Source organism: Microlunatus sp. GCM10028923 (assembly GCF_042666975.1).
Classification (GTDB): domain Bacteria; phylum Actinomycetota; class Actinomycetes; order Propionibacteriales; family Propionibacteriaceae; genus Microlunatus.
In genome coordinates this window covers 404,981-431,799 of record NZ_JBHTFF010000006.1, presented here as the reverse complement: position 1 = coordinate 431,799, position 26,819 = coordinate 404,981, and the positions used below count along the sequence as shown (strand labels likewise).

Genomic DNA, 26,819 nt, shown 5'->3' with positions numbered 1-26,819 from the left:
ACCGATTCGTCCGAACCGGCCGGCGGCCCGGTGTCCTAACCTGGGCGGGTGCGCTCCCATGTCACGGCCCGCCAGCGGGAGCTGCTCGACCTGGTCCGCGACAGCGGCACGATCACCGTCAGCGAACTGGCCGAACGGCTCGACGTCCACGTGATGACGATCCGCCGCGATCTGCACCTGCTCACCGAGCACCACCGGGTGGAATGGCGGCACGGCCGGGTGCTGTGGCCCCGCACGCCGTGGCAGCCGGACCCGCCGGCCCCGGATCACGGCGTGACCGTCGGGATGGTCGTCCCGGTCCGCGACTACTACTACGCGGAGGTGATCCGGGGCGCCCAGGCGGTCGCCGCCGAGCAGGGCGTGCGGCTGGTGGTCAGCCTCACCGAGTACCTCGAGAGCAACGACGGCGCCGAACTGGACCGGCTGCTGGGCGAGGGCGTCCAGGGCGTGCTGTTCACGCCGGCCGGCGACTCGACCATGATCAGTTCCGATGTCCTGGACACGCTGGCCGACCGCCGCAGCCCGCTGGTGATCATGGAACGCAGCCTGCCGGCGGGCCATCCGCTGGCCGGCCACGACTCGGTGTTCGCCGATCATGCCCACGGTGTCGGGGTCGCTGTCCGCTATCTGGCGGACGTCGGCCGGCAACGCGTGATCATGATGAATCGCCATGCCAAGCCGGGCACCCGGTATCGGGACGGCTACCTGGCCGCGATGCGCAGCCTGGGCCTGCCGCTGCCGACGCCGCCGATGGAGTCGGTCGAGGAGTCCCGTCCGTTCGCCGAGGCGATCCGGTCGCTGGTCCGGCTGGTCCGGGCCGGCCGGGCGGACGGGATCATCATCCAGAACGACAGCAGCGCGATCGACGTGGTCCGGGCGCTGCTCCAGGAGGGGATCCGGATTCCGCGAGACCTCGCGGTGATCGCGTACGACGACGAGCTGGCCGAACTGTGCGAGATCCCGCTCACCGCGGTGTCGCCGCCCAAGCGGCTGGTCGGGGCGCGCGCCCTGGAACGGCTGCTGCACAAGATCGCGGCCGCCGGCGAGCCGGCCGGCGACCGGGTCCCGGAGCCGAGCTGGCACCTCGGGCTGGTGCCCGAGCTGGTGCTGCGGGATTCGACACCCGGCTAGCCGCTGCCGACCCGGATGTTCCTTTTGTGCCGTTCGGGCGGATCGTTGTGTCGCCTTCGGCGGGCTTGATAGGAAGTCGGGAACCGCTGACCACAGAGTCGAAGGACAGCCATGACAGAGACGTCAGAAGCACACTCGTCGCGACCTCGGACCGGCCGCGCCCTTCTTGCCGCGGTCCTGGTCGCCGTCGTGATCACCGTCGGGTTCGCCCGGCCCGCCGCCGCGGCGATCCTCTGGGACGGCAACGCCAGCAAGGGATTCGGGGTCTTCGCCGCCGTACTGTGCGACGGCGGCTCCGCCACGGTCACGGACTGGAACGACGGCCACGGCGCCATCTTCTCGCTGAACAAGCCGGTCGGCAGCGACCGGTGCGAGGTGCACAGCATCAACGACGAGTCACGCCTCGGGGACAACCGGACGCTGTGGTTCGGCTGGGACCTGAACACCAAGACCGGCAACGCGCAGACCGTGTTCCAGTGGAAGTCGAACGGCACCAATGATCAACATCAGCAGAACTACCCGGTGATCATGAAGGTGGAGGACGGCCGGCTCAGGGTCTGGTACGTCGCGCCGGGGGAGACCTGGATCGGGATCGGCAGCGCCGCCTGGACTCCCGGCACCTGGAACGCGATCCAGCTCGGCATCACGACCAGTTCCGGCAGCGCCGGGTCGATCGAGGTCTACCTGAACGGGACCCGGATCGCGGCCCGGTCCGGAGTCCGGACCTGGGACGACCTGGGCAACAAACCGCGCTGGGGGACCTACGGGGCCACCATCGCCAACACCGAATCGCACGTCTGGGTGGACGACCCCAGGCTCGGCACCGATAGGGGATCTGTTTCATGATCGACAACCTTCCCGGAGACCGCCCGGCCGGCCACTGGAGCAGGCGTCGGCTACTGGCCGTCGGCGGGACCGGCCTGGCCGGTGCCCTCTGGCTGGCCGGCGGCCCGCTGACCACGGCGAGCGCCGAGACCGGGTTCGACGCACTGCGGGAACGCAGCCGCACGCTCCATCTCGGGCCGCCGTTCGACGCCTCGGCGGAGCCGTACCGGACCGCGCTGGAGACCTTGATCAGCACCGCGACGCGCTATGCCGCCGACTTCGCCCCGCGCCCGGGCGCGCTCTGGCCCGACCTCGACTACGTCGATCCCGACCCGGACACCGACCAGGAGTCGTACGGCTACTCGGCCCGGGTCTCGAGCTCGTACACGCGGCTGCTCACGCTGGCCGAGGCCTACGTCCGGCCGGACACCGCGATGACCGGCGACGCCGCCGTCCTGGACCGGGTCCTGACCGGGCTGGATCAGCTGGAGGCGGAGGTGTACGGCGCCGACCGGCCGAGATTCGGCAACTGGTGGGACTTCCAGATCGGGTCCCCGCAACGGCTCGGCTCCACCGCGGCGCTGATCTTCGATCACCTCACCGATGATCAACGAACCCGCTACGCCGCGGCGATCGAGCGCTTCGTCCCGGACTCGGCGGTCGCCGACTACACCGGCACCAGCACCGGGGCGAACCGGGTCGACCTGTGCCGGGCGATCCTCGGCGGCGCCCTGCTCACCGGCAATGCGGCCCGGATGGCGGTCGCCCGCGACGCGCTGTCGCCGGTGTTCCCGTACGTGACGACGGGGGACGGCTACTACGCCGACGGGTCCTTCATCCAGCACACCACCGTCCCCTACATCGGCGGGTACGGGTCCGCCCTGATCGACGGGCTGGGCTGGGCGTTCTCGCTGCTGACCGGGTCGGAGTGGGAGGTCACCGATCCGAACCGGGAGTTGTTCCTCGACACGATCGACCTGGCCACGGCGCCGTTCATCATGAACGGGCTGATGATGGACCACGTGTCGGGCCGCGGGATCAGCCGCAGCGGCAGTGGCGAGTTCGGGCGCGGTACGCCGGTGCTCGGTGCGATCGCGGTGATCGCCAAGGGCGTCGACGCGGAGCGCGCTGCCAGGTGGCGGTCCATGATCAAGGGCTGGCTGGTCCGCAACGACGTGCGCCCGCCGCTGGCCGACCCGCGGCAGTCGCTGGTCCGGCTGAGCAACCTCAAGGCGATCATGGACGACGCCACGGTCAAGCCGGCCGCGGAGCCGGTCGAACACCGGGTCTTCGGCAGCATGGACCGGGTGACGCATCGCCGGCCTGGTTGGGCGGCGGGGATCTCGATGGCGTCGCGCCGGATCGCCTACTACGAAGTGGGCAACGGGGAGAACCTGCGTGGCTGGCACACCGGGTCGGGCTGGTTGCAGTGGTGGACCGACGCGACGATCGGCCAGTTCTCCGACGCCTTCTGGCCGACCGTCGACCCGTACCGGCTGGCCGGGACGACCACCTCGCTGAAGCCGCTGCCGAACGGCGCCGGCGGCGACTGGGGCGCTGCCCGGCCGGACAGTGTCTGGGTCGGCGGCTGCACCGACGGCGAGTTCGGCGCGGCGGGCCAGGACCTGCGCGGACTCCAGTCGACCCTGCGGGCCCGGAAGTCCTGGTTCAGCATCGACGAGGGCATCGTCTGCCTCGGTGCCGGGATCGGGTCGACCGACGGCCATGAGGTCGATTCCATGATCGAGAACCGCCAGGTCGCGGACGACGCGGCCGGCCTGGTCGTCGACGGCACACCGCTGGCGCTGACCGACGGCGCGCCGGCCCGGCTCCGCCGACCCCACTGGGCCCATCTGGAGGGGCACGCCGGCTACCTGTTCCCGGCCCCGGTCCGGGTCACGGCGCTCGACCAGCGGCGGACCGGCCGGTGGCGCGACATCAACAACGGCGGGCCGACCGACGCGATCACCCGGCGCTACGTCGCGCTCTATGTCGATCATGGTGTCGATCCGGACGCCGCCGGCTACGCGTACGTGATCTTGCCCGGGGCGACGGCGGAGCGGACCGAGGAGCTGGCGGCGCCGGAGCAGCGCGGCCGGCTGACGATCACCGCGAACACGGCCGCGGTGCAGGGCATCGAGGTCGATCACCTCGGCCTGACGGCGGCCAACTTCTGGGAGCCGGCCGGCGTCGGCGCCCTGGCCGCCTCCGGACCGGCCTCGGTGCTGGTCCGGCGCGACGACGACCGGACCGCGCTGATCTGCGTCTCGGACCCGACCCGCTCCGGGACCGGCCTGACGATCACCTGGGACCATCCGGTCGCCTCGGTGATTAGCAAGCCCGACACGGTCACCAAGATCACCACCGGGGACCGGCTGGTGATCGAGTTCGCGCCGCTGACCGACCAGGCCGGCGGCACCCAGCAGATCCAGGTCCGCTTGTCCTGACCCGACCGTGAGATCATGATGCGCGTGTCACCCGGACCGACCGAACTGGCCGCAAGGCTGCCGCGACTCTTCCAGCCGAGCCGGGTCGACTACGCGAACTGCGATCTCACCTTCACCGTCGACCCGGTGCCGGACGACGCGATCAACCGGCTGCACCTGCTGGCGATCACCGCGACCGGCGAGGTCGTCGTCTGCGAGAGCTCCGAGGGTTGGCGCTTCCTGCCCGGCGGCCGCCGGGAGCCGGGGGAGTCGGTCGACGAGCTGGCGCACCGGGAGGCGATGGAGGAGGCCGGGCTGCGGCTGGACGGCCCGCCGGTCGTGTTCGGCGCGCACGTCGCGGTGAGCGGCGACCCGGCTCCGCACCGGCCCCACTTCGCGCACCCGGTCGGCTACTGGGCGTACGCACACGTTCCCGCCACCGTCGTCGCCGAACCGACCAGCCCGCCGGACGCCGAGCAGATCACCGGCGTGCACACCCTGCCGCCGACGCAGGCCATCGCATACCTGGAAGTGCACGACCCGGACCACGCCGACGTGGTACGGCTTGCCATGTTGGCCGGGATTCTGCCAGCGGACCGAGGCTGAAGCTGGCAGACTGACCGGCCGTGAAGCGTCCTTGGCTGATCGGAGCGGTCGCGCTCGGCGTGGTGATCATCGTCGTCGCCGTGCTAGCCGTGGTCGGCGGACTCGGCCGGCAGCCGGCGGTGCAGCCGGACCGGCCGGAGCTGCCGGTCAAGGGCGAGTTGATCAAGCAGGCCCGGCCGGACCCCGGCTGTGCGCGTCAGCCGCGACCGGAGCCTTCCGGTGCCGGCGACGTCAAGCTCGGCGTGATCCGGCTCCGCGGTCATTGTCTGATTCCCGAGACCGTGCTCGCCGCCGAGTCCGAGGTGCTGCCGAAACTGGCCGAGCTGCGCGAGCAGCCGGACGTCGTCGCCGCCGACCGGGCCGAATCGCCGCGGCCGCCCGCGGCACCCCGCGACCCGTACCCGGCCACCGACGGCACCGAGGAGAGGCAGTGGGGCCTCGACGAACTCGGCGGCGCGGCCGCGCTGAGTGCGCTGTGGCCGGACGATGCGCCCGAGCTCAAGATCGGTGTCGTCGACACTGGCATCGATCCGAAGCAGGCCGAGTTCGGGGACCGGGTGGTCGCGGTCAAGGACACCGAACTCGGCGACGACGACTACGCGTCGCACGGCACCGAAGTGGCCGGCATCATCGCGGCCGCCGCTGACGGCACCGGGATCACCGGCCTGGCGCCGAAGGCGAAGTTGCTCGACGCGCAGTACTGGCGCGGCGGCGCGACGGTCGGGGAGGAGGGCATCCACGACGAGATCATCTGGGCCGTCGACCAGGGCGCCCGGGTGATCAACCTGTCCGCGGGAGCCTCCGACAGCTCTCTGTTACGGGCCGCGTACGAATACGCCGAACTGAGCCGGGTCGTGCTGGTCCCGGCCGTCGGCAACTGCGGCGGCACCGGCCGCCGGATCACCCTGCCCTGGGAACGCGAGTACGACCGGAAGGCCTGCGACCGGCCGGACGAGGTCGCGGGCCAGGCCGATCAGCCGACCGTTCTCGGCGTCGGTGCCCTGACCGATGACGGCAACCGGGCCGACTTCTCTTCGGCGAACCGCACCGTGATGATCATGGCGCCCGGACAGGACGTGCTGTCCACCTGCGTCACCCGGGTCTCCGGCCCACGCACGCTGTGCACGAACGACGGGACGTCGTTCGCGGCACCGTTCGTGACGGGCGCGGTGGCCATCCTGCTGGCCCGCCATCCGGAGGCCCGCCCGGCGGACCTCCGGCAGGCGTTGATCATGACGGCCGATCCGATCGAGGGCGAACGCGGCCTGCGCAACGACGAGTACGGCTACGGCAAGCTGAACGTGACCGCCGCCGCCCAGTATCTCGACGACCACCCACCGGAACCGCTGCCCGAGGATCCGGTGATCACCGCGGCCCAGCAGACCGGTCTGGAGTCGGCGACTCACCAGACCGAGTTGATCTTGGACTCCGGCAAGAAGATCGCCGTGCAGAAGCTGGATCCCGAAGGCGCGACACCGGAGCTTGCCTTCAGCGCGGACGGGGCCTGGTTCGCCGCCGTCGACGGGAAGACGGTGACCGTCGTCGATGCGTACACAGGTCGGCAGCAGTCGACCGCGTGCGAGTGCAGCGGAGTCGCGTTCAACACCAGGAACCAGGTACTCACCGCCCAGGTCGGCGCGTCGGTGAAGGTCGCCCAGTACGACCCGCTGACGACGGACTGGACCGGCACCACGTACGCGCCGGAGCTCTACCCGAGCGAGAGCGGAGCGGCGAAGGTCGTCGGCGCCGCGGGCGACGTGGTCCTGCTCACCGTCGGGCCGACCGAGGTCAACCTGGAGGAACTCGTCGGGGTCTGGCCGGACAGCACGGTCGTCCGGCTGCACAACACCGAGGACGGGATCGGCCGGGTCACGGCCTCACCGGACGGACGGTATGTCGTGGCGACCGGGACGAAGACCTGCTGGTCCGATCCACGCCAGTACCGACTCATCGACCTGGAGAAGTCCAAGGCCGGCGGCAAGGCCTACGCGAAGTGGCTGACGCCGTCGGCGGCGCTGTCCTGCTGGCCGACCTCGTTGCATTTCGAGGGCGACGAGCTCCACGCTGCCTGGATCGCCGCCGACGACGGGGTCCGGGATTCCTGCCCTGCAGGGGAACCCGAGGACCCCTCGGTGGTCGCAGTCGGCTCCCGGATCAAGATCGGCGCATTCAAGGCCGGCGACGGCTACACCGAGGACCCCTGGGCGAAGCTGACCTGCGGGACCGCCGGGGTCTGGCACCTGTCCAACGGCGAGTCGGTTCGCCTCGAGGTCGGTCGGCTGATGCCGTCCATCGATCGAAGCCCGTACCACTACCGGGTGATCCGCGCCCGGCCCGGCGGCAAGCCCGACGTCGAGTTGGCCGACCGCGCCGAGGTCATCGTGGTTCGGCCGCGGTGAGACTGGCAGACTGTGCCGTCGTGAAGCGTCCCTGGTTGGTCGGAGCGATCGCGCTCGGTGTCGTGATCGTCGTCGTGGCCGTGATCGCCGTGATGAACATCGTCGGTGATCAGCCGACCGCCCAACCGGACCGGGTGGAGCAGCCGGTCAACCACGAGTTGATCAAGCAGGCCCGCCCCGACCCGGCCTGCACCAAGCTGCCGCGTACCAAGCCGTCGGGATCCGGCGACGCACAGCTCAGTGTGATCCGGCTCCGCGGCCACTGCCTGGTCCCCGAGACGGTCCTGGTCGCCGACGCCGAGGTCGCGGCGAAGCTGGACGAGCTGCGGAAGCAGCCGGACGTCGTCGCGGCGGACCGGGCGCAGGCGGCCGTGCCGCCGTTCGACGATCTTGAGAGCGGCGAAGGCAAGCAGTTCGAGCAACCGGACCGGGACACCCTGGGCGGTGATCGCCTGCTGGAGCTGTGGCCCAAGGAACAGTCGGAGCTCCGGGTGGCCATGATCGACTCCGGCGTCGATGCGAACCATCCCGAACTGGCCGGCCGGGTGGTCGGGGCCAGGGACACGAAGCTCGGCACGGACGGCAGCCGGGACCACGGTACGTTCAGCGCCGGGATCGTGGCGGCCGCGGCGGACGGCCAGGGCGTCACCGGCATCGCGCCGAACGTGAAGCTGTTGGATGCCCAGTACTGGCGCGACGGCGATGACTGGGGTGTGACCGAGGGCATCAACCAGCCGGGGCTCGCCGACGAGATCATCTGGTCGGTCGACAGCGGCGCGCAGGTGCTCAGTGTGTCGGCGACCCAGGTCGAGGGATCGTCCACGCTCACCGCGGCCTACGAGTACGCGGAGCTGAACGGCGTGGTCGCCGTCGCCGCGGCCGGGAACTGTGGCCGGAAGTCGGGCCGGCCCGACTACTGCCGGCGGCGCGACGACGTGATGGCCCAGGCCGACCAGCCGACGGTGCTCGGGGTCGGTGCCACCTCGAAGGGGAAGAAGGCCGAGTATTCGCCGGCCAATCGGACCGTTCAACTGGTGGCGCCGGCCGGGGACATCCACGACGCCTTCATTCCGGACGACAAGACACTCTCCACGTGTGTCAACGATCCGGCCCGCCCGCGAACGCTCTGCAAGAGCATCGGCACCTCCTTCGCGGAGCCGTACGTCGCGGCCGCGGCGGCGATTCTGATGGCCCGGCATCCGGAGGCCGCCCCGGCGGACATCCGGAACGCGTTGATCATGAACACGAACCGGGACGATCTTGATCTTGAGCCCGGACAGCGCAACGACAAGTACGGCTACGGCCGGCTGGACATCCTCGCCGCCGCCAGGTATCTCGATGAGCGTCCGCCGCAACCGAAGCCCGAGCCGCCGGTGATCAGCGCGGCGGTGCGGACCGGCGGCAAGGTCGAGTTGATCATGGACGACGGCAAGAAGCTCGCCGTACAGAAGGTCGGGAAGGGCGATACGCCGGCGTTCGCGTTCAGCGCCGACGGCGCCTGGTTCGCCGCCGCCGACGGAAAGGCGTTGACCGTCGTCGACGCGTTCACGGGGCGGCAGCAGTCGATCGATTGCGCGTGCAACGGCGTCGCGTTCAACAAGAAGAACCAGGTGCTCACCGCTCAGGCCAGCGGTGGCTTCAAGATCGCCCAATACGACCCGATGTCGGCCGACTGGACCGGCAGCACGTTCGCGCCCAAGCTCCCAGTCACCGACCTGGACGCGCCCAGGCTGGTGGGCGCCGCGGGCGACGTGGCACTGGTGACCTTGAGCCAAGGCGAGTACGCGAACAGCCTGTACGGGGTCTGGCCGGACAGCACGGCGGTCGAGCTGGACGGCGGCGGGCTGGCCTACACCATGGTGGCGGCCTCGGCCTCGGGCCGGTTCGTGGTCGCGTCCAGTCCGCAGTCCTGTCCGCTCGTGATCGACGTGGCGAAGACCCGGTCGTCAGGCAAGCCGTGGGCGAAATCGCTCTGGTACGACGACACCTTCTGCGCCACCGCGACGCTGGCGCATTTCGACGGCGACAAGTCGCTGCAGCTCGGCTGGCTCGGCACCCAGTACAGCCAACGGAAGCCCGGCTGCCTGCAGGCCATCAAGGACCGGGCGCCGGTCACCGGCCGGCTGCCGATCGGCGAGTTCACCCCGAGCCAGGAACCGATCGACCTGCCCTGGAAGGATCTCGACTGCACGGCCTCGGGCCTCTGGTCGCTGAAGAACGGCGAGCAGCTCCGGGTCCGCGGCATCCTGGGTGCGACCGTGCCGTTCAAGTACACGATCGTCCTGGCGAAGCCGAACGGCGAGGGCGAACAGACCCTCGCCGAGAAGGTCGACGAGGTCGCCGTCCGGCATCGTTGATCAACCGAGCACCACCCGCCGGTCCCGGCGACCGACCGCTTCCTTGATCAACTCGGCCAGCCGGGCGAGCTTGAGCCGGTCCCGGACGCCGGACGCCGGATCGTCCACGGTGATCTCGTCGGCGCCGGCCTCGCTGGCGCCGATCACGCCGATCAGGGCGTCCCGCCGCGATCGTGAGTCCTGGATCCGGCGGCCCAGGCTGCCGTCCGGCTCCAGCCGCACCCGGACCCCGGCCGCTCGGAGCAGCCGTACCGCGTCGTCGGCGGCCTCGCGCTGGGCCGCCGCGACCGGCAGCAGGCAGAGCTGGACCGGGGCCAGCCAGACCGGCAGCCGACCGTCGTAGATCTCCAGCAGGAACGCCGCCATCCGCTGCATCGACCCGATGATGCCGCGATGGATCATCAACACCCGGTGCGCGGCACCGTCCTCGCCGATGTAGCTCAGGTCGAACCGCTCCGGCTGGTTGAAATCCAGCTGTACGGTCGCGATCGACTCCTCCTTGCCGGCCGCATCGAGCACCTGGACGTCGATCTTGGGTCCGTAGAACGCCGCCTCACCCGGAGCCTCCCGCCAGTCCAGCCCTCGCTCCGCCACGACGGCCCGCAACTCGGCCTCGGCCTGCCGCCACTGATCCGCCTCGCCCAGAAAGCCGGGGCCGTCGTCGCGACAGGACAACCGGAGGTACTCGACGTCGATGCCGAGCACCGCGAACGCGTCCAGCAGCGCGTCGAGCGCCAGCACCACCTCGTCCCGCAACTGGTCCGGCCGGCAGAACACGTGGGTGTCGTCGAGGTCGATCTGGCGGACCCGGCTCAGTCCGCTCAAGGAACCGGACGGCTCGGACCGGAACATCGGCGCCAGCTCGTTGTAGCGGACCGGCAGCTCCCGGTAACTGTGCTGCTCGGCGGCGTAGATCATCGCGTGGTGCGGACAGTTGGCCGGCCGCAGCACCAGTTGATCACCGCCGACCGGCATCGGCGGGAACATGTCCTCGCTGAACTTCTCCCAGTGCCCGGACCGTTCGAACAGCGCCCGCTTGCCGAGCACCGGCGAGTAGACCGGCTGGCAGCCCGACGCCAGCGCCACCTCCCGGGCGAACTGCTCCAACTCGTGCCGGATCACCGCGCCGGACGGCAGCCAGAGCGGCAGCCCGGCGCCGACGTCGGGGTGGCCGGCGAACACGCCCATCGCGCGGCCGATCTCGCGATGATCGCGAGCCGAGGGTCTGTCCTGGTCGATCATGATCATGCTCCTGGAGTGACGGGGAGCCGCCCGGGCACGAGAAAAGCCCCGGAGCAAGCTCCGGGGCTTCGAGGCTGAGAGGGGTCAGCGAGCGCGCCGGAGGTCGTCCGGCGTCGTGGTGTGCAGTGCGCGCTGATCCATGCCGCTCACCGTACCCGCGCCGAGAGGCCAGCGCAACAAGGAAATCTCAGCCCCGCGGCCGCGGCCGGCGGCGGCCGGTGGAGCCGCGGATGATCAACTCCGCCGGGAACACCTCGCGACGCGGCGGCAGTTCCGGGTCGGCCAGCCGGTCGCCGAGCAGCTCGACCGAGCGGGCCGCCATCGCGGCCAGCGGCTGGTCGACGGTGGTCAGGTCGATCGACTTCCAGCCCGACTGCAGGGTGTTGTCGAAGCCGACCACCGAGATGTCCTCCGGCACCCGCAGGCCGCGTTCCTTGATCGCGTTCAGCGCGGCGAAGGCGAGCAGGTCGTTGTGGCAGAAGATCGCCGACGGGGGATAGCGCCGGTCCAGCAGCTGCTCGGTGCCGGCGAACCCTTGCTCGTAACGGAAATCGGTCTGGATCCGGAACTCGTCCCGGAGCTCGATTCCATGATCGGAAAGCCGGCCCAGGAAGCCCGCGGTCCGTTGCGTGGCGGTGCTGGTCCCGGTGGTCCCCTCGATCATGGCGAGCCGCCGGTGGCCGAGCCGGTAAAGATGATCGACCACCGCCGCGGCCCCGGCCGGATTGTCGCCCTCGACCGAGTCGCAGGCCAGCTCGACGGTACGGTTCGCCAGCACCAGCGGGAAGCGCCGCCGGACCAGGTCGTGCAGGATCTCCAGCGTCGCCGTCGCGGCGGTCAGGATGATCCCGTCCACCCGCTGCTGCAGAAGCAGCTCGACCGCCTCCTGTTGATCACCGGCGTGCCCGTTCTGCAGCAGCATCTGCTGGCCGCGGTCGGCGAGCGTCCGCCCGATCTCCTCCAGGAACTCGGGATAGAAGGGATTCGTGATGTCGGAGACGACCACGCCGACCAGCCCGGTCCGGCTGGTGACCAGGCCGCGGGCGACCGCGTTCGGCGAATAGCCGAGCGACTTGCTGATCTCGAGGATCCGGGCCCGGGTCTCCTCGGAGACGACGCCGCCGTTCAGCGCCCGGGACACCGTGGCCTGGGAGATGCCGGCGGCCCGCGCGATGTCCACGCTGGTCGGCGCCTTGCGCCTCTCGCTCATCACTAGAGTCCCTTCCGTGCAGATACTCGACATCCGCCACCTCACCGTACCCATCGAATCGGAGATGGCGAACGCGTACATCAGCTTCGCCAGCATGGACGTCAGCGTGCTGGCGATCGTCACCGACCAGGTCCGCGACGGCGAACCGGTGATCGGGTACGGATTCAACTCCAACGGCCGCTACGCCCAGCCGGGAATCCTGGACCACCGGATCATCCCGCGCGTGCTCGGCGCCGAGCCGGACAGCCTGATCAACCCGGACACCGGCCAGCTGGACCCGGCCCTGATCTGGCGCGCGGCCATGATCAACGAGAAGCCTGGCGGGCACGGCGACCGCGCCGTCGCCGTCGGCATCCTCGACATGGCCGCCTGGGACCTCGCGGCGAAGCTGGCCGGCCGGCCGGTGCAGCAGTTGATGGCCGAGCGCGGCGCCGCCGGAACGGGCACACCGCTGGACCGGGTCTGGGTCTACGCGGCCGGCGGCTACTACTACCCGGACCGCGGCACGTCCGCGCTGCTGGACGAACTGCGCGGCTACCTCGACCTCGGCTACCGGACCGTGAAGCTCAAGATCGGCGGGGCCCCGCTGGCCGAGGACCTGGCCCGGATCGAGGCCGTGCTGGCGATGCTGCCGGACGGCGCCGACCTCGCCGTGGACGCGAACGGCCGGTTCGACGCGGCCACCGGGATCGCGTACGCGGAGGCGCTGCGGGAGTTTCCGCTGCGCTGGTACGAGGAGCCGGTCGACCCGCTCGACTACCAGGCGCTCAGCCGGGTCGCCGAGGTCTATCCGGGGCCGCTGGCGACGGGGGAGAACCTGCTGTCCCGGCAGGAGGCGGTGAACCTGGTCCGCTACGGCGGCCTGCGGCCGGACCGCGACGTGCTGCAGATGGATTCGGCGCTGAGCTACGGCTTCACCGAGTACGACCGGACCCTGGTCGCGCTGGCCGAGCACGGCTGGTCGGCCGGGCGCTGCGTGCCGCACGGCGGTCACCAGTTCAACCTGGCGATCGCGGCGGCCTGCGGGCTGGCCGGCGCGGAATCGTACCCGGGGATCTTCGAGCCGTTCGGCGGCTTCGCCGACGCGGACCCGGTCGTCGACGGCTACGTCACGCTGCCGCAGGTCCCCGGCATCGGCCTGGAACAGAAGGCCTCCCTGGTGCCGGTGCTGGACCGGCTGCGGGACCGCTGACCGGGGCGCGTTTCCCAGCAGTTGAGCGATAACGCCCGCACCCTTGCTCGCTATCCTCCGATTGTTGTAATAATCTTCGGTATATCGAAGTGATCGCAAGGTCTGCGGAAGGACGGGGCGGATGACCGAGCGGACAGACCCGGGCCGGCTCGGCGGGGTGATCAGCGTCGTGCAGACGCCGTTCGACGACGCCGACGAGATCGACCCGACGGCGCATCGGCGGCAGCTGGACTGGCTGTTCGCCGAGGGCACCGACGGTGTGGTGACCGGCATGGTCTCGGAGGTGCTGCGGCTGACCGCCGACGAACGGGACCGGCTGGCGAGCCTGACCTGCGAGGCGGCGGACGGGCGCGGGCCGGTGATCGTCAGCGTCGGCGCGGAGTCAACCCACACCGCGGTCCGGCACGCCCGGCACGCGGCCCGGGCCGGCGCGGCGGCGGTGATGGCCGTGCCGCCGGCGCTCACCGCGGTCGGGGACGACGACCTGTTCGGTTACTTCGCGACGATCGCGGAGTCGTCCGGGCTGCCGGTGGTGGTCCAGGATGCCTCCGGTTACGTCGGCCGCTCGCTGTCCATCGAGCTGCAGGCCCGGCTGTTCTGGGAGCTGGGCGACCTGGCCCTGTTCAAGCCGGAGTCGCCGCCGATCGGGCCGAAGGTGTCCGCGCTGCGCAAGGCGACCGACGGCGGCGCGCGGATCTTCGAGGGGACCGGCGGCCTGCACCTGATCGACAGCTTCCGCCGCGGCGCGATCGGCACCATGCCGGCCGGCGACCTGGTCTGGGCCATGGTGCCGCTCTGGCGGGCGCTGATCGCCGGCGACTACGACCGCGCGTACGAGATCGGCGGGCCGCTCGCCCTGGTGATCACCCACCAGTCCAGCCTTGACACGTTCGTGTCGGTGGAGAAGCACAACCTGGTCCGCCAGGGCGTGCTGCCGTCGGCCCGGATGCGCGGCCCGGTCGGCCCGATCGGCGACGAGGACACGCTGGCCGAGGTGGACCGGCTGGTCGACCGGCTCCGCGCGGTGGTCGAGGCGGCCGGGTGAGGATTCGCGACGTCACGCCGTTCCTGCTCCGCGGCACCGAGCGGTACGGGTCCGGCGCGACCGGCACCGAGGCGACCGATCAGGGCGACTGGCTGCTGCTGATCCGGGTCCGGACCACCGAGGGCGGCCAGGCCTGGGCCGACGTGGAGACGCTGGCGCCGGTCGCGGCCCGGGTGGTCCGCGGCGACGGGATGGGCGCCATGGGCTTCCGTACCCTCGAGGAACTGCTGGTCGGTCGCGAGTTCGAGGATCCGGCCGAACTCTGGGACGAGCTCTACATCGGCTCGGTCTACTACGGCCGGCGCGGGGTCGCGATGCAGGCGCTGTCGGCGATCGACAACTGCCTCTGGGCGCTGCGGGCGCAGCGGGACGGCGTGGAACTGGCCGACCTGCTCGGCGGCCGCCGCCGGGACCGGATCCCGGCCTACGCCTCGACCCTGTTCCGCGGTACGCCGGAGGGCAACGCCGAGGCGGCCCGGGCCTATCGCGAGCGCGGGTTCCGCGGCGTGAAGTTCGGCTGGGGCGGGTTCGGCGTGGACGCGGCCCGGGACGCCGAGATCCTGGCGGCGATCACCGAGGCGCTCGGTGACGTCGCGCTGATGGTCGACCCCGGCTGGTATCTCGACGAGGACGGTCGGCCCCGGCTGCGGACCCCGGCCGAGGAGGACGCCATGCTCGCCCTGCTCGCCGAGCACCGGCCGACCTGGGTCGAGGACATCGTCCATCCCGAGCAGTTCGAGCGGTACGCGGAGCTGCGCCGGGACCACCCGGCGCTGCGGTTCGCGGCCGGCGAGCAGCAGGCCACCCGGTGGGAGCTCGGCCGGCTGCTCGAGACCGGCGGCCTCCACTATCTGCAGCCCGACCTGTCCCGCTGTGGCGGGCTGACCGTGGCCCGCGGGCTGGTCGAGCCGGCGGTCGAGCGCGGCGTCCAAGTGGTCACCCACTCCTGGCTGACCGACCTGCTGCACGGTTACAGCCTGAGCCTGCTGGCGACCCTGCCGAGCGCACCCTGGGTCGAGTTCAACGTGGCGCAGAGCGAGCTGAGCCGAGGCGTGGTGGCGACCCGGCTCGCCCTGGAGTCCGACGGTACGGTCCTGGTCCCGCAGGCGATGCCCGAGGTGGACGAGACCTTCGTCCATCGGCACGCCGTCCAGCTCTGACCTACTTCTGCTCGACCTCGCCCGCGTCGGCGTGCTCGGTCCGGGCCGTCGCCCAGTCGTCCGTACCCGCGAGTCCGGTGCGCAGGTAGGCCGCCGTCAGCCGGCCGAGCGCCGCGACCAGAGCCGGGTTCTCGTCGGTGGTCTCGGCCGCGTCGTAGCCGCTGATGCCGCCGAACAGGTGCCCGGCGCCGAACACCGTGAGCAGGGTCTTCGGCCCCGGCGCCAGCCGGTACGGGTCCGCGTGCCAGTCCGGGCCGACGTCGGTGAAGTGCTGGGAGTCGTCCTTGTCTCCGGCCACCACCAGCGCCGCCGTGATCATGGTCGAGAAGTCGAGGCTGCGGGTGAACTCCACCAGCTCGGCCATCGGCCCGTTCAGCACGTCGCCACGGCCGGGCGCGCCGAACAGGACGCCGCACCGGATCCGCGGCTCGCGCAGGTCGACCTCGTCGATCCGGGCGCCCAGGGCGAGGCTCGCGGTGAGGCCGCCGAGCGAATGCCCGGCGACCGCGATCCGGTCCCGGTCGAGCCGGCCGGCCAGGCCGGGCACCGACTGTTCGATCAGGTCGAGCGCGTCGATCAGCCGGGTCAGGTCCCGGGCCCCGGACTGCCAGAAGTACGGCTCGCCGGGTTCGTCGGCGACCCGCGCGCGCAGGGTCGCGGAGCTGAGGTGGGTCGGCTGCAGGACCACGAAGCCGAGGCTGGCCCAGAGGTCGGCCAGCGGCGCGTAGCCGTACAGCGAGGAGAGGTGGTTGCTCATTCCGTGGCCGTGGGACAGGAGGATGATCGGCAGGTCGGTGCCGGCGGCGGGGGCGGTGACCCGGACCTCGAGGTCGACCGGGCGGCCGGGCGCGGGGATCACGATCGGGAAGTACGAGAGCACGGGTGAGTGCGGTTCGACGGGCATGACAGGGTCCTCTCGGAAGTGGTGGGCTATGCTCGGCCAAAGAAGCGGAACATCGCTCCACTTACTATACGGAACGTTGATCCGTTTTCAAGACGAGGAGGTACGGATGCCCGAAGCGGGTGGGGAACGGCGGGCCAGAGCCGACGTGGTGCGGAATCAGCAGAAGCTGCTGGCCGCGGCCGCGGAGGTGTTCGTGGAGTCGGGCGTGGACGCGCCGATCCGTGCCGTCGCCGCCCGGGCCGGCGTCGGCCTGGGCACCGTGTACCGGCATTTCCCGACCCGGGCCGACCTGGTCAGCGCCGTGTTCCAGCACCAACTGGAGGAGTGCGCCGAGGCCGGCCCGCGGCTGCTGGCAGAGTCGGCGTCACCCGTCGAGGCGTTGCGCCGCTGGATCGACCTCTTCGTCGACTTCCTGGTCACCAAGCACGGCCTCGCGGACGCGTTGCGGTCCGACAGCGGCCGGTTCGCCACCCTGCATCGGCAGTTCCTGGACCGGCTGCTGCCGGTCGCCGCGGAACTGTTGGAGGCCGCCGTCGCGGCCGGTGAGCTGCGGTCGGGCACGGAGCCGTACGAGCTGATGCGGGGGATCGGCAACCTCTGCATCGGCGGTGACGCCGACCCGGGCTACAACCCCCGGAACCTGATCAACCTCGTCCTCCGCGGACTCAGCTCAAACGCGCCCTGAGCCTGTCGAAGGGCCAGGTCACCGGTGGCCTTGCCCTTCGACAGGCTCAGGGAACGTTGTTGATCAAGAAGCGAGGGCGTCGATCCGGGCGACCTCGTCGTCGCTGAGTTCGATCTTGGCGCCGGCGGCGTTGGCGATGATCCGCTCCGGCTGGGTCGACTTGGGGATCACCACGAAGCCGTGCTTGACGTGCCAGGCGACGATCACCTGGGCCGCGTTCGCGTCATGATCAGCGGCGATGGCGAGCAGGGTCGGGTCCTCGAGATTCGAAGCACGGAAGGGGCTGTAGCCTTCCAGCAGCACGCCGCGCTCGGCCAGCCCGCCGGCGATCGCGGGATCGTACAGCGTCGGTCCCCACTTGATCTGGTTCACCGCCGGGGCGACGCCGGTGGCGGTGATCAACTCGTCGATCTGGTCCAGCGAGTAGTTGCTGACGCCGATCGAGGTGGCCAGCCCGTCGGCCTGTGCCGCGACGAACTGCTCCCAGGCGGCCGGCGTGGCCTGCTTGTTCGGCGGCCAGTGGACGAGCCACAGGTCGACCCGGTCCAGGCCGAGCTTGGTCAGGCTCTCCTCGAGCGTCTGCCGCTCCCGGCCGACGTGGTCGGGCGGCATCTTGGTGGTGACGAAGACCGAGTCGCGGGGCAGTCCGGCCTCGGCCAGGGCCCGCCCGATGCCGGCCTCGTTGCCGTACCCGGTGGCGGTGTCGATGTGCCGGTAGCCGGCCTCCAGCGCGGCGGCGGTCGCGGCGGGCGCCTCGGCGTCGGGGATCTGCCAGGTGCCGAACCCGAGCAGCGGCATGGTCGGTCCGTTGCTCAGCGTGGCGGCGGGCTGTGCGTAGTCGGCGGTCGTCATGGCCCCAGTCTGTCCCGCCGGTCCGGGATCCGGTGCCCCGGAGCCCAGTCAGTGGGACGTGCTTGTCTAAGGTTGGGGGACCTCGCCGTCCCGTCAACGGAGCTGATCATGACCCGCGCCTGGCAATTCGTGCTGACCGATTCCCTGGAGACCGTGCTTCCGTCCGCGCCGCCGCGCGCGCACGCGGAGACCGGCGGGCCGCGCGGCGGCGGCTCGGTGTTCCTCGGCGAGCCGTACTCGGTGCAGGTCGCGTTCCGGCCGCCGCCGGAGGGCCGGGTCGGCAGCCACGCGCTCGACTTCACGCTGTCCGGTACGGCAGCCCCGTACGCCTCGATCTTCGCGGTCGATCTGGTCCCGGCACCGATGCCGGCCTTTCCTGATCATGACGACAACTATGTGATCACCGAGCCATCTCTGGCTCCGGACGTGCTCCGGCCGGTGCCGGATGGCCGGGTTGAGCCGATCGTCGGCAGCTGGCGGAGCGTCTGGATCGACGTCCGGGTGGACCCGGCGCAGGCTCCGGCCGGGGTCGCCGAGCTGGACCTGGAGCTGACGATCACGGCGCGTCGGACCGGCACCGAGGAGGCGTTGTTCGCCGAGACCGTACCGGTGCGGGTGATCAACCAGCAGTTGCCGCCGCTGGACCTGGTCAACACCCAGTGGCTGCACGCCGACTGCCTGGTCGACTATTACGGCGGGACCGCGTTCGACGAGGGCCACTGGGCCGCCCTTGATCAATTCGTGGGCAGCGCGGCCCGGATGGGCATCACCGGTCTGCTGACGCCGCTCTGGACCCCGCCGCTGGACACGGCCGTCGGGCTCCGGCGGACGCCGGTGCAGCTGCTCGACATCACCCGGGACGGCGGCGTCTACCGGTTCGGGTTCGACAAGCTCGGCCGGTGGCTGGACCTCTTCCGCAGGCACGGGATCGCCTACCTGGAGCTGTCCCACCTGTTCACCCAGTGGGGCGCGAAGGCGACGCCGGCGATCGACGCGGTCGTGGACGGCCGGCCGACCCAGCTGTTCGGCTGGGACGTCGCCGCGACCGATCCGGAGTACCGGCGGTTCCTGGTGGCCCTGCTGCCGGAGCTGCGCGCGTACCTGGGTCAGCACTGGGATCCGTCCAAGATCATCTTCCACATCTCCGACGAGCCGCACCATGATCAACTGGAGTCGTACCAGGCGGCCCGGAAGGTGGTGGCCGACCTGCTCGACGGCTGCCTGGTCGTCGACGCGCTGAGCGACTACTCGTTCTACACCAGCGGAGTGGTGGCCAATCCGGTCGTGGCGACGAACCACGTCGAGCCGTTCCTGGAGGCGAAGGTCGAGCGGCTCTGGGTGTACTACTGCGTCAGCCAGAACAAGATCGTCGCGAACCGCTTCATCGGCATGCCCGCGGCCCGGCACCGGGTGCTCGGCCACCAGCTGTTCGCGGCCGACGCCGGCGGCTTCCTGCACTGGGGCTTCAACTTCTACAACGGTCAGCACTCCCGGACCCGGCTCAGCCCGTTCACCGACACGACCTCCGGCGGCGCCTTCCCGGCCGGCGATCCGTTCATCGTCTACCCGGGCCCGGACCGGACCGTGTGGGAATCCACCCGGCACCGGGTCGCCGCGCAGGCCATGAATGATCATCGGGCCATGCAGCTGCTCCGGGACAGGGCCGGCCGGGAGGCCGTACTGAAGATCATCGACCCGGACGGCACGGTCACCTTCTCGAACTATTCGCGCGACCCGGGACACTTCCTGCAGACCCGGGAACGGATCAACGCCGCCATCCTGGCGGGCTGACCGAACGCGCCCTGAGCCTGTCGAAGGGCCAAGCCCGATCGGGCCCAGCCCTTCGACAGGCTCAGGGAACGTCGTCGACGGTCAGGGTGCGGGTTCGAAGGCCTTCCGGTCCACGGTGACGACCTGGCCGGCGTCGGGCATGCCGAGGAAGGACGCGATGGCCCAGGCCGACGACCACAGCGTTCCGCGGTACGTGAGCAGTCCGCTCGGCATCGTCACCTGCGCGTACGTCCGCTGACCCCACCGGGGCACCCGGACGATCTGGCCGACCTCGCTCGGGTCGAACCCGGGCGGCGGCTCGGTGTCCGGCGGCGGCGCACCCTCGAGCAGCTCGGACACGTAGACGGTGCCCCAGCGGTCGACCGTGACGCCGGTGGGGGAGGTGAATCCCTTGATCACCTTGACGATCCTGCCCTTGTGGTTCACCACGTAGACCCGGCCCTCGCCCGGCATCTCGGCGGTCAGGGCCGAGACGTACAGCAGGCCGTCGGGGCCGTACGCGAGGCCGGTCGGCACCGCATCGCAGCCGACGCCGCTGGTGGTGTTGTTCGGCGCCGTCGCGCAGGCACCGGTGGTGACCGTCGGCGGGGTGAAGAAGTTCTTCACCGTGCCGCGCCGGTCGACCTTGAGCACCGTGTTGGCGCCGGCGTCGGCAACCAGCAGGAAGCCGTGCCGGCCCCGGCCCCGGTCCCGGAGCACGAAGTACGGGTTCGACAGCGCGTCCAGCGGTTTGCCGTCCGGGCCGAACTGGATCTGGCCGTCCGGGTTGTGGGCGAGTTCGTACGCGGTCAGGTCGGCGAACAGCCGGGCCTTCCCGCCCGGCTTGGCCACCATCAGTCCGGACGACGGCGCGCCGCTCGGCTCGGTGTCGGGCGCCGCCTCGCCGGTCGCGATGTAGAGGCGGCCGCCGACCTCGGCGACGCCCTGCGGGGCGAACAGGTCCCGGACCAGAACCTTCGTCTTTCCGGTCCGTGGGTCGACGGCCGTGATCAGGCCGGCGTCGGACTCGGCGACCACCAACCGGCCGAAGCCGGTGCTGAGCTGGCGCGGTCCGTTCAGGCCGTCGGCCACGACCTTGATCGGTTCCGAGGTGTGCGCGACGGCGGGGCCGGCCGCGCCTGCCGCGACGGTGAGGGTGGCGGTGAGCCCGGCGGCGAGGGCGATCAGACGTCGCCGGGCGCGCGGAGGTGGATGTTCAGGCATGGCGTTGACTCCCCGGATGGGGGCGGATCCCCGTTGGCCCGCCCGCTGTGATCCGTCCTACACCTGGTTCGTTGAGCCCGCAACGAGATCCGCCGAATCCGTACCCCGACCGCCGGATCAGCGGCTCGAGCAGCAGTTGCAACCGTCGTCGCAACCCTCGGCACCGTCCGGATCGACCGCGAGCGCGAGCCCGGTCGGGGTGCAGCAGCCGTCGCCGCGCCAGGCCCGGATCCCTTCCCGGACGGCGAGTCCGGCGATCACCAGGGCGACGACCGGGTCGGCCCAGCTCCAGCCGAGGGTGGCGTTGAGCACCAGGCCGAGCAGCAGCACCGCGGACAGGTAGGTGCAGATCAGGGTCTGCCGCGAGTCCGCCACGGCCGACGCCGACCCGAGTTCCCGGCCGGCCCGGCGCTGCGCGTACGAGAGGAAGGGCATGATCAACAACGACAGTGCGGCGAGCGCGATGCCGGGCCCGGAGGTCTCGGCCTCGCCGGTCCCGGTGAGCGCCAGCACCGAGTGCACGGTGACGTAGCCGGCCAGCGCGAAGAAGGACAGCGCGATCACCCGCAGCGCACGCCGTTCCCGGGCCTCCCGGACCGCATGATCGCGGGCACTGAACTGCCAGGCGACGGCCGCGGCCGACGACACCTCGATCACCGAGTCGAGGCCGAAGCCGATCAAGGCGCTCGACGATGCGATCGTGCCGGCGGTGATCGCGACGACCGCCTCGATCACGTTGTAGCCGATCGTCGCCGCGACCAGCAGCCGGATCCGGCCGGTCAGCACGGATCGCCGCTGCTCGGTCAGCATGGCCGGGACCGCCATCAGCAGCAGCCCTTGGTCGCGGCGTCCGGACAGCCCGGTTCGGCGGCGACGGCGAGGACGGCGGTCCGGACGTCGTCGATCGCGTGCCCGAGCCGGTGGTCGGCCAGTTCGTAGCGCTGCCGGCGGCCGTCCGGGATCGCGACCACCAGACCGCAGTCGCGCAGGCAGGCGAGGTGGTTGGACAGCCGGGAGCGGCTGATGCCGAGGGTGTCGGCCAGATCCGCCGGATGGGCCGGTCCGTCGCGGAGCAGCAGGAGCAGCCGGCACCGGATCGGGTCGGCGAGCGCCCGGCCGAACCTGGTCATCGCCTCGATGTCGGTCGCGATCGTCAGCACCCCAGCGACGATACAGGAAGTCCTGAACTCAGGAAATCCTGAACTCAGTTCTTGATCACGCGGTACCAGTGTTCCGTCGTGCCGGGCAGCCGCTCCAGCCCGACCTCGGCGTCGCCGTCGTACGCCCGGGTGCCGCCGCCGAGCAGGACCGGCACGACGAAGACCAGGACCTCGTCGAGCAACCCGGCTTCGAGGCAACTGCGTGCCGCACCGGCGCCAAGCACGTTGACGTAGCGGTCACCGGCCAGGTCCTTCGCCCGGGTCACCGCCGCCACGAGATCGCTGTGGAACTCCACGCCGGGCAGCGGCCGCTCCGGCGGCCGCCTGGTCAGCACCACGGTCGACCCGTCGTACTGCCCGGCGAACGCACCCTCCTCCTCGGTGCCGCGGTTCGGATCGTCGCCGCGGAACGTGGTGCCGCCGACGAGCACGCAGCCGATCCGGTCGACCAGGCTCGCGGCCGCCTCGCTCGGCTCGATCGGGTGCCGGTTCAGCCAGGACATGTCGCCGCCCGGTCCGGCGATGAAGCCGTCCAGTGACATCGCGGCCGAATACAGCAGTTTCGCCACGGTTGCTCCTCTCAGGGTGACCGGGTCGGTTCCATGATCACGGACACCACCGACCCTTCCGCCAGCTGCTCCGCGCGCCGGACCGCGTCCTTGACCGGCAGGGCGTAGCCGCCGTCCTTCGGGAACAGCGACGTCGTCCACTCGGTGTCACCGATCCGGGCCCGCACCGGGATCACGCCCCAGCCGTAGCTGAGCACGGTGGCCAGGTCGCGGATCTGGGCGCTGGCATCCTCCGGCACGGTGACGAAGTGGAACGGCGCCGGCCCGCGCCAGTGCCAGATGTCGCCGGTGAACTCGAACCTCAAGCCCTCCATGGCCCGACTCCCTCCATGAGCACCCCCAGGTGTCGGATCGACCCTAGCGGTCGGGGCCGACGGCGACTTGGAAGAATGCGCCCATGATCGACGGGGACGCCATCGACGGCGAACAACGGCTCTGGTACCACGCACCCGCCCAGGACTGGCTGGCGGCACTGCCACTCGGCGACGGCCGGCTCGCGGCGATGATGTTCGGCGGGGTACGGGAGCAGCGGATCCAGCTCAACCACGGCTCGGCCTGGTCCGGCTCCCCGCGCAGCGGCGATCAAGATCATCGCGGCAAGCCGGAGAACCTGGCCGAGCTCCGGGCCGCGCTGGCGGCCGATGATCATGCGGCGGCCGAGGCTGCCGCGGTCCGGCTGCAGGACGCGGACAGCCAGTCCTACCTGCCGTTCGTCGACCTGTTCCTGGAGCAGGACGGGATCCACGAACCGCTGACGTACCGGCGCGACCTCGAGCTGCCCACCGCCACGCACTCGGAGCTGATCAAGACGCCGACCGGCCAGGTTCGTCGGGCCGCCTTCGTCGCCGCCGATCCGTCGGTGTTGGTGATCATGGTCGAGTCCGAGCAGCCGACCGACCTCCGGTTCCGGGTGGAGACCCCGCTGCGCCTGCTCGGAACCCGGCGCGAGCCGACCATGATCACCGCCGACCTGCAGCTGCCGAGCGACGTGGATCTGCGGCGGGACACGATCGACTGGGACGACGACCCGGCCGCAGCCCTGCGCGCCGCCGTCGCCGTACGGTGGCAGCACGACGGCACCGAGGACGCAGCCGAGGACGCGCTCCGGGCGACCGGCGTGCGGCGCTGCGTGATCATGATCACCGCCGCCACCGGGCATCCCGGACTGGCCGCGCTGGCTGCCGGCCGGACCGCGCTGCGCGACCTCGACACGTGCCGGCGGGACGCCGTCGAACGCCTTGACCGGGCGGCCGGCCTTGGCGCGGAAGCCTTGCAGGCAAGCCATCGCGAGGACGTCGAGCGACTGTACGGAAGGGTCGGCCTGCGCCTCGGCGGGGCCGGGCAGGGGAGCGATCTGCCCACCGACCGCCGGCTGGACCGGGCCAATGCCGGACCGGGCGGGCCGCTGGCGGTGGATCCGGGCCTGGCCGAGTTGCTGTTCAACTACGGCCGGTACCTGTTGATCAGCTCGTCCCGGCCGGGCGGCCATCCGGCCAACCTGCAGGGCATCTGGAACGACCGGCTGCCGGCGCCGTGGCGGTCCAACTACACGATCAACATCAATCTGCAGATGAACTACTGGTCGGCCGAGGCGACCGGGCTGACGGAGTGTCTGGAGCCGCTCTACGACCTGATCGACGTGCTGCGGCAGCGCGGCGCCGGGACGGCCCGGGAAAAGTACGGCCTGCCCGGCTGGCTCGCCCACCACAACACCGACGGCTGGGGCTACACCGCGATGCCCGGCGCCGGGATCGGCCAGCCGCGCTGGTCGATGTGGCCGCTGGGCGGCCTGTGGCTGGTCCGGCACCTGGTCGAACGGCTGAACCATCGCTGGGACGAGGACTTCGCCCGGGACCGGGCCTGGCCGGTCCTCCGCGGAGCCGCCGAGTTCGGTCTGGCCTGGCTGGTCGATGCCGCCGACGGGACCCTCGGCACCGCGCCGTCCACCTCGCCCGAGAACGCCTTCCTGATCGACGGCTCGCCGTACGGCGTCGGCGTCTCGTCGACGATGGACCTGACCTTGATCAGCGACACCCTGCGCCAGCTGACCCGGCTGGCCGGGCGGCTCGGCCTGGCCGACGATCCGGTGGTCACCGCGGCCACTGCGGCGCTGCCGCGGATCCCGGCGCCGAGCCCCGGCCGGGACGGTCTGATCAAGGAATGGCTGAGCGATCCGGAGCAGGCCGAGCCGCACCACCGGCACGTGTCGCACCTGTACTTCTGCTACCCGGGTGATCATGACGACGAGCGGCTGGCCGACGGCGTCCGGGCCAGCCTGGAGGCCCGCGGCGACGAGTCGACCGGCTGGTCCCTGGCCTGGAAGCTCGCCCTGCGGGCCCGCCTCGGCCACGCCGACAAGGTCTCCGATCTGCTGAAGTTGATCTTCCGCGACATGTCGACCGACCGCGGCGGCCAGAGCGGCGGCCTCTACCCGAACCTGTTCGCCGCCCACCCGCCGTACCAGATCGACGGCAACTTCGGCTACGTCGCCGGCCTGCTGGAATCCCTGCTGCACAGCCACGACGGCACCCTCCGCCTGCTGCCCGCCTTGCCGGCCGAGCTCCCGGACGGAACGCTGACCGGCGTCCGCGCCCGCGGCGGCCTGACCGTGTCCCTGCGCTGGGCCGGGGGAGTCCTCACCGAGGCCGAGGTCAGCGCAGACACCGACCGCACGCTCGAGGTGAGCTGGCCCACCGGCCGGGCCACCCTGGACCTGAAGCGCAACACTCCGACCCGAATCCCCCTCTGAGGCTTGGACGTGCGCCGGGCTCAGCGCCAGGTTCCCTGCCAGTCGTAGAGCGGGGCCGTGGTCTGGTATTCGCGCAGTTCGACGATGAGACCGCCACTGACCCGTGCCACCGATGCGCCGTCGAATACGGCCCGTTCGCCGGCCCAGGTGCACTCGAAGGTCCACTCGGCGACCTCGCGATCCGCGGTGCCGAAGCGGTCGTTGACGTCCCATCGGTGCACGATCCCGCCGGCGCCGAACCAGGTCTCGGCCCAGCGCCGAACCCAGTCCCGACCGCGATAGACCGGCCCGTAGCACTCGGTGATCACGCAGTCCTCGGCGGCCACGGCGGCGATGCCGTCGACATCGGCGGCGATCCAGGCGTCCACGTACGCGTCGAGTGCACTCATCCGCTCACGATAGCGGCGGGTTCCGACGGAGCGACCGGGTGAAGAAGTCGGCGGCCAGCCGTCCGGCCCGGAACCAGCCGGCCTCGTCGTCACGAGCCTCCGGATCGAGGGCGAGGTTGTGGTGCCGGCCGTCGAACGGCACCAGCGTGCTGCCGGCACCCGCCCGCCGGAGTGCCTCGTGCAAGTTCACGGCCTGGTCGAACGGAACCGTCTCGTCGGCGGTGCCATGGATGATCAAGAACGGCGGCGCGTCGGCGGTCACGTGGCTGAGCGGACTCGCGGCCAGCAGCTGCTGCCGGTGCGTGGTGAGGTCGCCGCCGACCAGGGCGGTTACCGGCGACGGCCGGTCGTTCACCAGCTCGCCCCCGGTCATGATCAGGCTGGTCGGTCCGCTGATCGTCACGACGGCCTGGACATCGGTGTCAGAGGAGCTCGAGGTGAGGCCGGCCAGGGCCGCCAGATGCCCGCCGGCCGAGTGTCCCCAGAGACCGATCCGCTGCGGGTCGACCGGCAACCCGAGTGGATTGGCGCGGAGCCAGCTGATCGCGGCCAGCACGTCGTCCAACGGGGCAGGAAAGACGGCCTGGCTACTGTTCCGCGGCGTCATCGCCACGGTCAGGAAGCCGCGCTCGGCCAGCAGGGGATTGGCGAACGGAGCCACCATCGCCGCCGAGCGAGGCCCGGGTCCCCAGGCCGGACAGCCGTCGATGCGGACGATCACCGGGACGGGTACGGTCGGCAACGGCAAAGGCCCGAGGATCTCCAGGCAGAGCCGGATCCCGCCGACCCGGGCGTACTCGACGCCGACGAAGCACGTGAACGGGACGGGTTCCGGAGACCTTCGAGGCATCACAGCACCGTGCCACGACCCGGCGGCCCCGACCAGAGCGATGAGCCCGACTGCTTGCGGACCATGATCACAGG

23 protein-coding genes are annotated in these 26,819 nt (G+C 71.1%); 12 read left to right on the top strand and 11 right to left on the bottom strand.

What is annotated here, in order from left to right; genetic code table 11:
• The first annotated feature begins 48 nt into the window (after positions 1-48).
• The 6 genes from ACFQU4_RS17540 to ACFQU4_RS17515 all read left to right on the top strand — a co-directional run bounded on the left by ACFQU4_RS17540 (position 49) and on the right by ACFQU4_RS17515 (position 9,744).
• On the top strand, positions 49-1,131 hold the full coding sequence (locus ACFQU4_RS17540) for a substrate-binding domain-containing protein (RefSeq protein ID WP_377494153.1): 1,083 nt from the start codon (positions 49-51) through the stop codon (positions 1,129-1,131).
• Between the two features lie 111 nt (positions 1,132-1,242).
• Positions 1,243-1,977, top strand: coding sequence for a heparin lyase I family protein (locus tag ACFQU4_RS17535; protein WP_377494151.1), 735 nt, complete (start codon positions 1,243-1,245; stop codon positions 1,975-1,977).
• Entirely contained in the window at positions 1,974-4,403 is a 2,430-nt protein-coding gene (locus ACFQU4_RS17530; RefSeq protein ID WP_377494149.1) for a polysaccharide lyase 8 family protein, read from the top strand. The genes ACFQU4_RS17535 and ACFQU4_RS17530 overlap by 4 nt, the downstream gene beginning before the upstream one ends.
• A gap of 15 nt (positions 4,404-4,418) precedes the next feature.
• Positions 4,419-4,988, top strand: coding sequence for an NUDIX hydrolase (locus ACFQU4_RS17525; protein ID WP_377494147.1), 570 nt, complete (start codon positions 4,419-4,421; stop codon positions 4,986-4,988).
• A 20-nt stretch (positions 4,989-5,008) separates the two neighbouring features.
• Entirely contained in the window at positions 5,009-7,387 is a 2,379-nt protein-coding gene (locus tag ACFQU4_RS17520) for a S8 family serine peptidase (RefSeq protein WP_377494145.1), read from the top strand.
• 20 nt (positions 7,388-7,407) lie between these two features.
• Complete coding sequence (locus ACFQU4_RS17515) at positions 7,408-9,744, top strand: S8 family serine peptidase (protein WP_377494143.1); 2,337 nt, start codon at positions 7,408-7,410, stop codon at positions 9,742-9,744.
• On the opposite strand, the gene thrS is transcribed toward ACFQU4_RS17515, so the two are convergent.
• Positions 9,745-10,992, bottom strand: a complete 1,248-nt coding sequence (gene thrS / locus ACFQU4_RS17510; protein ID WP_377494141.1) for a threonine--tRNA ligase — start codon at positions 10,990-10,992, stop codon at positions 9,745-9,747.
• Between the two features lie 181 nt (positions 10,993-11,173).
• The gene (locus ACFQU4_RS17505) at positions 11,174-12,196 is read right to left on the bottom strand and encodes a LacI family DNA-binding transcriptional regulator (protein ID WP_377494139.1); all 1,023 of its coding nucleotides are present in this window, start codon (positions 12,194-12,196) and stop codon (positions 11,174-11,176) included.
• A gap of 16 nt (positions 12,197-12,212) precedes the next feature.
• On the opposite strand from ACFQU4_RS17505, the gene ACFQU4_RS17500 reads away from it, so the two are divergent.
• The 3 genes from ACFQU4_RS17500 to ACFQU4_RS17490 all read left to right on the top strand — a co-directional run bounded on the left by ACFQU4_RS17500 (position 12,213) and on the right by ACFQU4_RS17490 (position 15,593).
• A complete protein-coding gene (locus tag ACFQU4_RS17500) occupies positions 12,213-13,388 on the top strand; it encodes an enolase C-terminal domain-like protein (protein WP_377494137.1) in 1,176 nt (391 codons plus the stop codon).
• A 121-nt stretch (positions 13,389-13,509) separates the two neighbouring features.
• Positions 13,510-14,433 (top strand): dihydrodipicolinate synthase family protein, encoded by a 924-nt coding sequence (locus ACFQU4_RS17495; RefSeq protein ID WP_377494135.1) that lies wholly within the window; start codon positions 13,510-13,512, stop codon positions 14,431-14,433.
• Positions 14,430-15,593 (top strand): mandelate racemase/muconate lactonizing enzyme family protein, encoded by a 1,164-nt coding sequence (locus ACFQU4_RS17490; protein ID WP_377494133.1) that lies wholly within the window; start codon positions 14,430-14,432, stop codon positions 15,591-15,593. Before ACFQU4_RS17495 ends, ACFQU4_RS17490 begins: the two co-directional genes overlap by 4 nt.
• 1 nt (position 15,594) lies before the next feature.
• On the opposite strand, the gene ACFQU4_RS17485 is transcribed toward ACFQU4_RS17490, so the two are convergent.
• A complete protein-coding gene (locus ACFQU4_RS17485; RefSeq protein ID WP_377494131.1) occupies positions 15,595-16,497 on the bottom strand; it encodes an alpha/beta hydrolase family protein in 903 nt (300 codons plus the stop codon).
• A 106-nt stretch (positions 16,498-16,603) separates the two neighbouring features.
• Here ACFQU4_RS17485 and ACFQU4_RS17480 point away from each other — a divergent pair, with 106 nt between their 5' ends.
• Positions 16,604-17,182: a TetR/AcrR family transcriptional regulator gene (locus ACFQU4_RS17480; RefSeq protein ID WP_377494129.1), complete on the top strand. Its 579-nt coding sequence runs from the start codon at positions 16,604-16,606 to the stop codon at positions 17,180-17,182.
• A 63-nt stretch (positions 17,183-17,245) separates the two neighbouring features.
• Here ACFQU4_RS17480 and ACFQU4_RS17475 read toward each other — a convergent pair whose 3' ends face one another.
• On the bottom strand, positions 17,246-18,034 hold the full coding sequence (locus ACFQU4_RS17475; protein WP_377494127.1) for an aldo/keto reductase: 789 nt from the start codon (positions 18,032-18,034) through the stop codon (positions 17,246-17,248).
• Between the two features lie 108 nt (positions 18,035-18,142).
• On the opposite strand from ACFQU4_RS17475, the gene ACFQU4_RS17470 reads away from it, so the two are divergent.
• Positions 18,143-19,825, top strand: a complete 1,683-nt coding sequence (locus ACFQU4_RS17470) for a DUF4091 domain-containing protein (protein ID WP_377494125.1) — start codon at positions 18,143-18,145, stop codon at positions 19,823-19,825.
• Between the two features lie 81 nt (positions 19,826-19,906).
• Here ACFQU4_RS17470 and ACFQU4_RS17465 read toward each other — a convergent pair whose 3' ends face one another.
• The 5 genes from ACFQU4_RS17465 to ACFQU4_RS17445 all read right to left on the bottom strand — a co-directional run bounded on the left by ACFQU4_RS17465 (position 19,907) and on the right by ACFQU4_RS17445 (position 23,071).
• A complete protein-coding gene (locus ACFQU4_RS17465; RefSeq protein ID WP_377494123.1) occupies positions 19,907-21,028 on the bottom strand; it encodes a ScyD/ScyE family protein in 1,122 nt (373 codons plus the stop codon).
• Between the two features lie 117 nt (positions 21,029-21,145).
• Entirely contained in the window at positions 21,146-21,853 is a 708-nt protein-coding gene (locus tag ACFQU4_RS17460) for a cation transporter (RefSeq protein WP_377494121.1), read from the bottom strand.
• Complete coding sequence (locus ACFQU4_RS17455) at positions 21,853-22,188, bottom strand: ArsR/SmtB family transcription factor (protein WP_377494119.1); 336 nt, start codon at positions 22,186-22,188, stop codon at positions 21,853-21,855. Before ACFQU4_RS17455 ends, ACFQU4_RS17460 begins: the two co-directional genes overlap by 1 nt.
• Positions 22,189-22,232: 44 nt before the next feature.
• The gene (locus ACFQU4_RS17450; protein WP_377494117.1) at positions 22,233-22,757 is read right to left on the bottom strand and encodes a dihydrofolate reductase family protein; all 525 of its coding nucleotides are present in this window, start codon (positions 22,755-22,757) and stop codon (positions 22,233-22,235) included.
• Between the two features lie 11 nt (positions 22,758-22,768).
• Positions 22,769-23,071 (bottom strand): DUF1905 domain-containing protein, encoded by a 303-nt coding sequence (locus tag ACFQU4_RS17445; RefSeq protein ID WP_377494115.1) that lies wholly within the window; start codon positions 23,069-23,071, stop codon positions 22,769-22,771.
• A gap of 83 nt (positions 23,072-23,154) precedes the next feature.
• On the opposite strand from ACFQU4_RS17445, the gene ACFQU4_RS17440 reads away from it, so the two are divergent.
• Positions 23,155-25,506, top strand: a complete 2,352-nt coding sequence (locus ACFQU4_RS17440; protein WP_377494113.1) for a glycoside hydrolase N-terminal domain-containing protein — start codon at positions 23,155-23,157, stop codon at positions 25,504-25,506.
• A 20-nt stretch (positions 25,507-25,526) separates the two neighbouring features.
• Here the strand turns inward: ACFQU4_RS17440 and ACFQU4_RS17435 are convergent, their stop codons facing one another.
• Both ACFQU4_RS17435 and ACFQU4_RS17430 read right to left on the bottom strand, forming a co-directional pair.
• Positions 25,527-25,895, bottom strand: a complete 369-nt coding sequence (locus ACFQU4_RS17435) for a nuclear transport factor 2 family protein (RefSeq protein ID WP_377494111.1) — start codon at positions 25,893-25,895, stop codon at positions 25,527-25,529.
• A 4-nt stretch (positions 25,896-25,899) separates the two neighbouring features.
• Positions 25,900-26,745 carry a prolyl oligopeptidase family serine peptidase gene (locus ACFQU4_RS17430; protein WP_377494109.1) on the bottom strand — a complete coding sequence of 282 codons (846 nt, stop codon included), beginning with the start codon at positions 26,743-26,745 and terminating at the stop codon, positions 25,900-25,902.
• Positions 26,746-26,819: the final 74 nt, after the last annotated feature.